This window comes from Micromonospora sp. ATLC20, from assembly GCF_057196585.1.
Genome location: NZ_JBXUOV010000204.1, coordinates 1 through 9,631, shown reverse-complemented (window position 1 = coordinate 9,631; position 9,631 = coordinate 1). Strand labels below are relative to the sequence as shown.

The 9,631-nt window shown below is 73.4% G+C and carries 9 protein-coding genes and 1 pseudogene; 4 read left to right on the top strand and 6 right to left on the bottom strand.

Annotation, left to right across the window (positions count from 1 at the left end):
- A partial coding sequence (locus AC2CHG_RS27300) for a PucR family transcriptional regulator (RefSeq protein WP_484525880.1) occupies nucleotides 1–788 on the top strand: 788 nt, incomplete at its 5' end.
- Between the two features lie 234 nt (nucleotides 789–1,022).
- Here AC2CHG_RS27300 and AC2CHG_RS27295 read toward each other — a convergent pair.
- The gene (locus AC2CHG_RS27295; RefSeq protein ID WP_484525879.1) at nucleotides 1,023–2,372 is read right to left on the bottom strand and encodes a MurL-like N-terminal domain-containing; all 1,350 of its coding nucleotides are present in this window, start codon (nucleotides 2,370–2,372) and stop codon (nucleotides 1,023–1,025) included.
- 83 nt (nucleotides 2,373–2,455) lie between these two features.
- Here AC2CHG_RS27295 and murD point away from each other — a divergent pair, with 83 nt between their 5' ends.
- On the top strand, nucleotides 2,456–3,802 hold the full coding sequence (gene murD / locus AC2CHG_RS27290) for a UDP-N-acetylmuramoyl-L-alanine--D-glutamate ligase (protein WP_484525878.1): 1,347 nt from the start codon (nucleotides 2,456–2,458) through the stop codon (nucleotides 3,800–3,802).
- Between the two features lies 1 nt (nucleotide 3,803).
- On the opposite strand, the gene AC2CHG_RS27285 is transcribed toward murD, so the two are convergent.
- The 3 genes from AC2CHG_RS27285 to AC2CHG_RS27275 form a co-directional block, all read right to left on the bottom strand.
- Nucleotides 3,804–4,409, bottom strand: a complete 606-nt coding sequence (locus AC2CHG_RS27285) for a DUF6114 domain-containing protein (RefSeq protein ID WP_484525877.1) — start codon at nucleotides 4,407–4,409, stop codon at nucleotides 3,804–3,806.
- Nucleotide 4,410: 1 nt separating this feature from the next.
- A complete protein-coding gene (locus AC2CHG_RS27280) occupies nucleotides 4,411–5,040 on the bottom strand; it encodes a DUF6230 family protein (RefSeq protein ID WP_135241096.1) in 630 nt (209 codons plus the stop codon).
- Nucleotides 5,041–5,223: 183 nt separating this feature from the next.
- Nucleotides 5,224–5,979, bottom strand: coding sequence for a TetR/AcrR family transcriptional regulator (locus AC2CHG_RS27275; protein ID WP_484525876.1), 756 nt, complete (start codon nucleotides 5,977–5,979; stop codon nucleotides 5,224–5,226).
- Nucleotides 5,980–6,328: 349 nt separating this feature from the next.
- On the opposite strand from AC2CHG_RS27275, the gene AC2CHG_RS27270 reads away from it, so the two are divergent.
- Nucleotides 6,329–7,015 carry a Tat pathway signal sequence domain protein gene (locus AC2CHG_RS27270; RefSeq protein WP_262014347.1) on the top strand — a complete coding sequence of 229 codons (687 nt, stop codon included), beginning with the start codon at nucleotides 6,329–6,331 and terminating at the stop codon, nucleotides 7,013–7,015.
- 57 nt (nucleotides 7,016–7,072) lie between these two features.
- Here the strand turns inward: AC2CHG_RS27270 and AC2CHG_RS27265 are convergent, their stop codons facing one another.
- Nucleotides 7,073–8,035: a hypothetical protein gene (locus AC2CHG_RS27265; RefSeq protein ID WP_484525881.1), complete on the bottom strand. Its 963-nt coding sequence runs from the start codon at nucleotides 8,033–8,035 to the stop codon at nucleotides 7,073–7,075.
- A 117-nt stretch (nucleotides 8,036–8,152) separates the two neighbouring features.
- Between AC2CHG_RS27265 and AC2CHG_RS27260 the strand changes: the two genes are divergently transcribed.
- Nucleotides 8,153–9,448 (top strand): aspartate aminotransferase family protein, encoded by a 1,296-nt coding sequence (locus tag AC2CHG_RS27260; RefSeq protein ID WP_355509678.1) that lies wholly within the window; start codon nucleotides 8,153–8,155, stop codon nucleotides 9,446–9,448.
- A gap of 3 nt (nucleotides 9,449–9,451) precedes the next feature.
- Here the strand turns inward: AC2CHG_RS27260 and AC2CHG_RS27255 are convergent.
- A pseudogene (locus tag AC2CHG_RS27255) lies at nucleotides 9,452–9,631 on the bottom strand (acyltransferase family protein); the annotation flags it as partial.

Here is a 9,631-nt window from a genome sequence, read left to right as displayed (position 1 = left end):
GCCGGGGCGCGCGCCGCGACACCGACGCCGAGGACCCGGAAGCCGGCCCGGCCCGGCTGCGCGACCTCGCCGAAGCGGTCAGCCAGGCCGTCCGGGACGCCAAGCTCACCGCGCTGACCAGCCCGCTCGACGACCAGGCCGTGGGCGCGCTGCTGGCGCTCCCCGACCCGGCCGCCGAGGAGAAGGCACTGTCCGCGTTCGCCGCGGCGTTGCGCCGGGTACGCCTCGACGCCGCCCCCGCACGCCCTCCGGCGTCCCGCCCGTCGGAGTCGCCTGACCGGCCCGCCGGACGGGCCGTCGTGTCGGGGAGCGCGCGGCCGGTCGACGCGCCGCCCCGGGCTGCGATCGTGGTGGCGGCCGGGTCCGGTGTGAGCGGTCTGCGCGAGGCACGCCGGTCGTTGATCGAGGCGCGGCAGGTCGCCGAGGCGGCCCGGCGGGATCCCCGGGATCTGCCCTGCTACCGGCTGCCGCACGTGGGGCTGGCCGGGCTGCTGCACCTGTTGCGCGACGAGCCCCGGTTGCAGACTTTCGTCGAGCGCGAACTCGGGCCGCTGCTCGCCTACGACGCCCAGCACCCGCGGGAGCAGTTGCTCGGCACGCTGCGGGCGTACCTGGAGCAGGGACGGAACAAGTCGGCCGGCGCCGCCGCCGCGCATCTGTCCCGGCCGGCGTTCTACGAGCGGCTGGCCCGTATCGGCCGCATCCTCGATGCCGACCTCGACTCGGTCGACAGGTGTCTGTCCCTGCACGTGGCCCTGCTGGCCCTCGACGCCATCCGCACCCCCTGACCACCCCCGCCCCCGCCCCCGCCCGCCCCCGCCCCCCGCCCCGCCCGCCCTCTCGGCCTCTGCCGCGCCGATCTTGGAGTTGTGGCGCCCAAAATGCCGGCTACGCACCGTTATCAGAGGTGCCACAACTCCAAGATCGATGGGGTGCGGGCGGTGATCATGAGGTTGAGCCGGTGATTCGCCGGAATTCGCACCGTCAAGTTCATGATCGGCGGGGCGGGGGCGGGGGGCGGGTCAGGTCAGGGCGGTCAGGGTCTTGGCGTAGGGGGCGGGGATGAAGTTGTCGCCGCCGGGGGTGAACACGTCGGAGGTGGCCGCCGCCTGCCAGGCGGTGTCGGGCAGGGCCGCGACCAGGGCGCGTACCACAGGCACGTCGCGCCACTGGTCCTGCTGGGCGAGCAGGCTCAGCGCGACCACCGACTCCTCCACCTCGCCCACGCACTCGAACGGCTTGTGCCCGTCGATGCCGAGCAGCTCCCGGTAACCGGGGATCTGGGACTCGTCGGCCAGTAGGTCACCGCCGAAGATGCCGGTCAGCCGCTCGCGGGGCATGAACGGCGCCATGGCCAGGAACACGAACCGGCACTTCGGGCAGTCGCGGCACCAGCGCTCGCTCGCGTCGCGCAGCTTGAACGCGGCGTTGCAGCTGGTCACCACCGCGTCGTACCGGTCGATCTCGGCGAACAGCCGGGCGATGTGCAGCTCGGACAGGGAACGCAGCAGCGAGAAGTACGGCTCGGTGAGCCCCGCGTGCTCGGCCAGCGCCGCGCGCAGCAGCCCCTCGGCCTCCACGCCCTTCGACCACTGGTGGTTGATCTCGTGGCCGTTCCAGATCAGGTTCGGGTCGGACGCGGAACGCTCGTTCGACATCACCACCGGGCCGAGCCCGTGCAGGACGGCGGTGGCCACGGCGATCAGCGAGTTGATCGCGGTGACCGGGATGTGCCCGTTGCGCGCGCCTGCGGCGTTCAGCTCGAACAGCACCGGGTCCAGCCGCCGCCGAGCGGCCAGCGGCACCAGGTCCGACGCCTCGTTCACCGACACGATCACATGGTTCGGGTTGACCGAGAACGGCACCGGGTCGAGGCCGGCGCGCCGCAGCGCCTCCAGCGTGACGATGGAGTCCTTGCCGCCGCCGACAGCCGACAGCGGACGACGGTCGGAGTTGTCCACCGGCACCGCCGGGTCCACGGTGCCGGACGGCACCTCGGGACGCAGTTCCAGCACGTGCGGCAGCTCGTTGCGGTACGCGTACTCGGCGAGGCCCTTGGTGTAGACGGCGGTGACCAGCTCGACGGCGGCGGCGCCCAGCGGCGCGGGCAGCACCAGCCGGGGCGGCGCGGCGGCCTTGTAGTAGCTGACACCGGCGACCACGTGCAGCAGCTCCAGCACCCGGGACAGGGTGGCAGCTGTGGCGTCGGAGACCGGCTCGGCCGGCAGCGGAAGCGTGATCACCTCGGTGAACCGCTGCTCGCCGTCGGGACCGGTCAGGGCGTAGTCGAACAGGACCTCGCCGGTGGCGAAGTCGATCGAGTAGGACGGGAAGGTGAAGGCGTCCATCCGCCGCAGCTGCTCGTTGGGCACACGCCATACTAGGCCCTGGTTCGTCCGTCCGTGTCCGGCTGGGCCGGACCCTGCCCGCCGTCGACCGAGTCCGAGGAGAGCCCGTGCGCCTGTCTGATCTGCGCGGACGTCATGTCGCCGTCTGGGGCGCCGGCCGCGAGGGCCGGGCCGCGGTGACCGCGATCGCCGCGCACGGGCCGGCCGGCCTGGTCGTCGTCGACGACAGCGCCAACTTCCTCACCCTGCCCTGGGACGGCCCGCTGGCCGCCGCCGCGCCGCTCGTCACCGGCGAGGAGGGCTTCGAGCGCCTGGCCGCCGCCGACGTGGTGGTCCGCTCGCCGGGTGTGCCGAACACCCACCCGTGGATGGTGGAGCTGCGCCACCGGTCCGTGCCGGTCACGCAGGGCAGCGCGCTGTGGATGGCCGACCACGCGGACCGGACCGTCGGGGTGACCGGCAGCAAGGGCAAGAGCACCACGTCCAGCCTGATCAGTCACCTGCTCACCGCGATGGACCGGCCGAACGTGTTCGGCGGCAACATCGGGGTGCCGCTGCTGGACCTGCCCGAGGCGGAGCTGTACGTGCTGGAGCTGTCCAGCTACCAGTGCTCCGACCTGACCGACTCGCCGCGCGTGGCGGTGGTGACCGCGCTGTTCCCCGAGCACCTGGACGCGCACGGCGGCGAGCGGGAGTACTACCGGGACAAGCTGAACCTGATCGCGCACGGCCCGCACGCCGTCGTAGTAAACGGCGCCGACCCGCGGCTGGCGGCGGAGCTGGGCGACCGGGCCGCGGTACGCGCGGGCTCGCCGGACACCACGCACGTGGCCAGCGGGCCGGACGGCACCCGGTGGTTCCACCTGCGGGACACGCCGCTGTTCCCGCGCGCCGTGCTGCCGCTGGTCGGGCGGCACAACGAGGGCAACCTCTGTGTCGCGCTCGCGGTGCTTGACGCGCTCGGCGTCGACCTGGTGGCGCGCAGGGACAGCCTCGCCGTGGCGGTCGCCGAGTTCCAGGGCCTGGCGCACCGGCTCACCGAGATCGCCGATCCGTCCGGGCTGACGTTCGTCGACGACACGCTCGCCACCAGCCCGTACGCGGCCATGCACGCGATCGACGCGTACGAGGGACGGCCGTTGACGGTGATCGTCGGCGGCGCCGACCGGGGGCTGGACTACAGCCCGCTGCGCGCGCACCTGGCCGATCGGGAGATCACCGTGATCGGCGTGCCGGACAGCGGCCCCCGCATCGTGGAGGCGCTGTCCGGACTGCCGTCGGTGCGTACCGAGCTGGCCGACGACCTGGTCGCCGCCGTCGGGCTGTCCCGCAAGCTGACCCCGGCCGGCGGGGTGGTGCTGCTGTCCCCGGCGGCGCCGAGCTACGGCCGGTTCCGCAACTTCGAGCACCGCTCCGAGGTGTTCGCGCAGGCGGTGGCGGACACCGCCCGCTGAGTCAGCCGCGCTCCGCCCGCGTGTGCCGGGGCGGCCCCGGCTCGGCCGACAGGAGCGCGTCGAGCGACTCGGTGGGCGCCGAGCCGTCCACCGGCTCGCGCGGCCCGGGTGCCGTGCCGACGGACGTCGCACCAGCGAGCGTCGTGTCGGCGGACGTCGCGTCGGCGGGTGTCGCCTCGGAGGGCGGCGTGTCGGCTGGTGTCGCGGCCGGGCCGGCGCGGGGAGCCCGCCGCTTGACCGGCGTCCAGGCGAACGCGAGCGCCCCGCCGACGAGCGCGAGCAGCATGCCGATCAGGAACCCGCCCAGGTTCGAGGTGAGCCAGGAGACCAGCCCCAGCACCAGGGAGACCACCGCGTAGAAGACGCGTTGCTGCGGCGTGGTGATCAGCAGCACGCCGCAGATCACCAGGATCAGGGGGACCAGGTACGCGGCCAGCCCCTGCGGCCCGACGTGCAGCAGCACCCCGAGCGGCGCCCGCAGTGTCACGAGCATCTCCGCGCCGCCGAGCGCGATGAGCAGCCCGGCGGTGAACGGCCGCGCCCGGCGCCAGCGCCGCCAGCGTGTCCGGACGCCGGCGGCGGGCGCCGAGTGCTGTCCCGCGCTCACCTCAGCACCCTTCGGAGCTGAAGCCCATGCGCAGGTTGGGCAGCGTGAAGACGGCGGCGGTGGTGGCGTAGTTGTTCTGCCGCAGGTTGGTGATGGTCACGGTGTCGGCCTGCTGGGCGAACACGCCCGGGTTGCCCTTGACCCCGGGGACCTTGTCGACGGTGCTGGCGTCCTGCCCGACGTCGATGTTCTTGAAGGAGGCGTTACCGGCGATCTCGTCGCCGTCGACCACGAGCGTGCGGGCGGAGACGGGCTTGCCGGAATTGCCGGCGGTGATCCGCAGGTTGGTCCCGCCCAGGTTGATGCTCTGGCAGAGATTGGTCAGCTCGGCCTTGTCGATCGCCGAGACGATCACGAGCACCTGGCCGCCGGTGTCGCCCTGGTTGGGGCTGTCCGGGATCATCTGGTCGAGTGTGGCGAACTGCTCGAACCCGGTGCCCTCCAGTTTGTCGGCGGTGACCGTGAACGGCATGCCCGAGATGGCGAACTGCGCGCCGAGCACACCCTGCGCGGTCAGCACCACCATGCCGGCCGCGCCGGCCGCCACGGCGCCGAACGTGACGGCGAACCGGCGCCAGCGTACGCCGCTCCGCGGTTGATCGGTCTCGACCTGATCGATCTGCTCCGACATGCCGGCCCCTTTCGAGATCAATTCATCTGCGACGATGTGAATTGGCTTCGCAGGATGTGCGCGCCGAGGGGCGCAGGCCGAAGTTACCGCTGAGTAAAGGGGCGGTCAACTGCCTGTGGCAGATCGTTGGGCGGCATTTGCCAAAAGCGGCCAAAGTGAAAAACCGCTGCGGTTTCCGACCGGTCAGGGCTGGCCGGGTGCGCAGGGCGCGGTGGCGGCCGGGCCGTCGTCCGTCCCCGCCGCCCGCGCGACGCGGCCCGCCTCTCGTGGGCCGAGGAACGGCGCGGTCGCCGCGTACGTGAGCGCCGGCAGCAGCGACGGCAGCTCGTCGGCCCGCCCCTGCGCCACCCGCTCACGGATGGTGGCGTGGATGCCGCCGACCACTATGGACAGCAGCGCGTCCCGGTCCACGCCGGCCGGATCCGGCCCGGCGCCGGCGAAGAACCGGCGGAAGCTGCTCAGCAGCGCGTCGCGCTCCCGGCGGGCGTCCGGTCCGGCCGCGTCCACCTCGACCAGCGCCATCCGGGCGAAGGCGGGCACGCTCGCCAGCACGTCGAGCAGCGTGCGCAGCGCCGCCCGGGCGGCCTGCGGCCAGTCCGGGCGGGCGTCGCGGTAGGCATCCTCCATCAGGTGCGACACCACCGCGATGCCGTGCCGGTACGCGGCCAGGAACGCGTCCTGCTTGCCGCTGAACAGCGCGTAGAACGCGGGCCGGGTGACTCCGGCGGCGTGGCAGATGTCGGTGACCCGGGCGTTGTCGTACCCCCGGCTGGCGACCTCCCGGACCAGGCCGTCGAAGAGGCGGTCGCGCTGGGTCGCCGCGACCTCCTCGGCCGGCACGCGGCGCGGGCCGCGCTTGATGGCGCGGTCCGGGTCGCGGCCGTGGCGGGCGCCCGGCAGGGGCACGGGCGCCGGCGACGGCGGGCTCGGGACTGTCACTCATCGACCTTTCTTGATGCGTTGACTTTACGACCCTCCGGGGTTTATAACTTTCGACACGCTCAGTTCACGTCTCGTCACCGCTGGTGATCTCTCCCGATCGGTCACCCGAACGCGTCGAAGGAGGGCCGGATGGCTGCCATTATCGCCGCGCGGACCCGTCCCCCCAAGACCGGAGAGACCCAGGTGACGCGGCGACGCCGCACTGCGCCACGCCGCCCGGCCCGCTGAGGCCGCAACGGCGCACCACCACCCGCGACGGCCCGGTCCCGGCCGCCGCGCCCACCGGCTCCGTCCACCCCGGACGCCGCCGGCACCGTTTCCTGTCCCACCGCCGGAAGGAACAACCATGCCCAGGTACGGACGCATCGGCGCGGGCCTCGCCGCCCTGGCGCTGCTGACCGGTCTGGTCGGCGCCGCCCCCGCCACCGCCGCACCCACCACCTCGCTCGCCAGCGCCGTGCTGACCTACCCGACCGTCGCCGGCACCGCCGTGTCGGTGGGCGACGTCATCCAGGCCAGCCTGCGCAGCGGCACCAACGCCACGTTCTACTCCTCGACCAGCGGCAGCACCGGCGTCAAGTGCGCCGCGTCCAGCTTCAGCGCCAAGGTGCTGACCAACCCGACCGCACCCGGCACCGCGACCGAGAGCCTCACCGCGCAGTCGTTCTCCAGCTGCACCACGAACGTCTTCGGCACCACCGGCGTGCAGAGCGTCACCGTCAACAACCTGCCCTACACCACGTCGGTGACCAGCGCGGGCGTGGTCACCATCTCCGGCACGGCGGCGGCGCCGATCCAGAGCACCGTCGTGCTCAACTCGCTGCTCGGCGCGATCACCTGCGTCTACCGGACCAGCACGAACACGCTGACCGGTACGGCGTCCAACGGCACCAACTCGATCAGCTTCACCAACCAGGTCCTGACCAAGTTCTCCGGGCCGTCGCTGTGCTTCGGCACCGCGTACTTCACCGCCTCGTACTCGCCGGTGAAGGACACCAGCAAGACCGGCAGCCCGGCGGTCTACGTCAACTGACACCCGGCTCTCGGGCCGGTGCGCGGCGGTTCGCCGGGCACCGGCCCGGACGCCGGTTCAGCCCGCCGTCAGCGTCGCGTGCAGCGCGCGCATCGACCGCAGCGCCGACCGGATCTCCTGGAGGTAGCGGCCCGGCGTCAGGGTCGGTTCCGGTACGGCGACAGCGGCGCGCGCGGCCGGGTCCACACCGACCGTCTCGATGCCGCACCCGTACGGCACGGCGAGCGTCCGCAGCGCGTCGCAGTGCTGGAACGGCACGTAGATCGGGGCGGTCACCATCAGCACCGGGTCGTCCGCGCGCAACCGCACGTGCTCGGCCCAGAACCGCTGCGTGTCGGCGGTGTGCGCGCGACGGTGGTCCGGTTCGCTGGACGGCGCGGCGAGCACCCGTACCGGGGGCAGTCCGGCCGGCCGGTAGGTGCGCGAGGACCAGGACCGATGCGGATGACCGGCCGGCTCGCCGCGCTCGTCGTCCGGCGCGTCCACTCCGAACGCCAGCCGTACCCCGGCGTCGAGGACGTCCACCTCGGTGACGCGGCCGGACAGGCCGGCGGCGTCGAGCGTGCGGGACTCGGCCGCCGACAGCGGCCGGAAGCTGCCGAGCACGGCCACCTCGCCGGTCACCTCGGCCGCGCTCCGGGCCAGCACCGCCGCGTACGCGGTGCGCCGAAGGCAGGCGTGCGCCAGCCCGCCGAGCACCAGCAGGTGCGCGTACCCGGATCGGGCCGGCGCGGCGGCGCGGACCAGGCCCAGCGTGGCGGCGGCGCTCAGCACCAGTCCGGCGGTGGCCGGGTCGAACGCCGGTTCCCGGGCGTCCGGGCGTTCCCGTCCCTGCCGGAAGTCCCAGCGGCGGGCGGAGAACGCGTCCAGCCCGGCCAGCACGGCCGCCAGGTCGCCGTCGGGCCAGTCGCCGCCGAAGTGCGCCACGAGCTGCCGCACCGGCGCCGACTCCACCCAGGACCGGACCCCGTCGAGCAGTTGTGCCCGCGTCGTCCCCGCCGCGCCGCCCGGCAACGTCACCTGATCCGTCCGCACCCGGCGGATGCTACCGGCGGGCCGACTCGCACAGTGCCGGTTGTCCCGGTCCCGGTCGTGGTGGGAACGTGCGGGGATCCACCTCCGCTGAAGGGTGCGCCGATGACCTCCGACGACCTGCTGGCCCGGCACCGGGCCGTGCTCCCGTCCTGGATGCCGCTCTACTACGCCGAACCGCTGGAACTCGTCGCCGGCTCCGGGCGCCGGGTCACCGACGCGGCCGGCCGGACCTATCTGGACTTCTTCGGCGGGGTGCTGACCACGATGGTCGGCCACGACATCCCGGAGATCCGGGAGGCGGTCGAACGGCAGCTACGGACCGGGCTCGTGCACACCTCGACGCTCTACCTGATCCGGCAGCAGGTCGAGCTGGCCGAGAAGATCGCCCGGCTCTCCGGCATCCCGGACGCCCGCGTCTTCTTCACCAACTCCGGCACCGAGGCGAACGAGGCAGCGCTGCTGGTCGCCACCAACCACCGGCGCTCGCACCAGATCCTCGCGGTGCGCAACAGCTACCACGGCCGGTCGTACGCGACGATGGGCGTCACCGGCAACCGCGGCTGGTCGGCCAGCTCGCTCAACCCCTTGCAGGTGGCCTGGCTGCACTCCGGGGAGCGGCTGCGCGGTCTGCTGGCCCGGCTCGACGCCGCCGACCGGGTCGACGCGGCGGTCGAGGATCTGCGCGAGGTGCTCGCCACCCAGACCGCGGGCGACGTGGCCTGTCTGATCGCCGAGCCGGTCCAGGGCGTCGGCGGCTTCGTGCACGGCCCGGACGGGCTCTTCGCCGCCTGGAAGAAGGTGCTCGACGAGCACGGCATCCTGCTGATCAGCGACGAGGTGCAGACCGGGTGGGGCCGTACCGGCGAGCACTTCTGGGGCTACCAGGCGCACGGCGTGACGCCGGACCTGCTCACCTTCGCCAAGGGCATCGGCAACGGGTTCGCGCTCGCCGGGGTGGTCGGCCGGGCCGAGGTGCTGGAGTCGGTGCCGGCGATCAGCTTCTCCACGTTCGGCGGCAACCCGGTCTCCACCGCCGCCGGCAACGCGGTGCTCGACTACCTGCTCGACCACGACCTCCAGGGCAACGCCGCCCGGGTCGGCGCGATCCTGGGCGACGGCCTGCGCGCGGCCGTCGCCGGGCTGGACCAGGTGGCCGAGGTACGCGGCAAGGGCCTGATGCTCGCCGTCGAGTTCGTCCACCCGGGCACGGTCGAGCCGGACGCGGTGCTGACCACACGCGTCTTCGAGGCGTGCCGGGCCGGCGGCCTGCTCGTGGGCAAGGGCGGCCTGTACGGCAACGTGATCCGGATGGGCCCGCCGCTGACGCTCACCGAGGACGAGGCCCGGGAGGGCCTGGCGATCATGGTCGACGCGATCCGCGCCTCGATCGACGCGTGAGCGTCAACCCGGCCGGCGCCGGCCCGCCGGTCCGGACCTGAGCAGCCGCAGCAGACCCGCCCCGGCCAGGTACGCCACCAGTGCCGGGGCGGGCAGGCCCAGCGGCTCCGGCGCCGCCTCGGGCGCGAGGCTGTTCAGCAGCAGGCCGACGAGCACGCCCGCGTACCCGGCGACGGCCAGACC